General features: G+C 73.3%; 1 protein-coding gene. It reads right to left on the bottom strand.

Going from position 1 to position 329, the window contains the following annotated elements; all coding sequences use genetic code 11:
• On the bottom strand, nucleotides 1-329 hold a 329-nt coding region (locus tag SACPADRAFT_RS26485), incomplete at both ends, for an SDR family NAD(P)-dependent oxidoreductase (protein WP_040924124.1).

The raw sequence follows: 329 nt of genomic DNA, 5'->3' as shown, positions 1-329 counted from the left end.
TCGGCCAGGCCGGAGGCGAACCCGTCCAGACCGGCCTTGGCGGAGCCGTAGACGTAGTTCGCCCGGCGCACCCGCACCCCGGCCACCGAGGAGAACACCACCAGCGTGCCGTGTCCCTGGGCCCGTAGCAGGTTCGCCGCGTGGGTGAGCACCCCGACGTGCGCGGTGTAGTCGGTGTGCACGATCGACACCGCGTGGGCGGCGTCGTGTTCGGCCCGGGCCTGGTCGCCGAGCACGCCGAACGCGGTGACGACGACGTCGACCGGGCCGTGCGTGGCCGCGATCCGTTCCAGCACGGCTCCGTGGGCGTCGGTGTCGTCGGCGTCGAA

Source organism: Saccharomonospora iraqiensis subsp. paurometabolica YIM 90007, from assembly GCF_000231035.2.
Classification (GTDB): domain Bacteria; phylum Actinomycetota; class Actinomycetes; order Mycobacteriales; family Pseudonocardiaceae; genus Saccharomonospora; species Saccharomonospora paurometabolica.
This window is presented reverse-complemented; position numbering and strand designations above follow the sequence as displayed.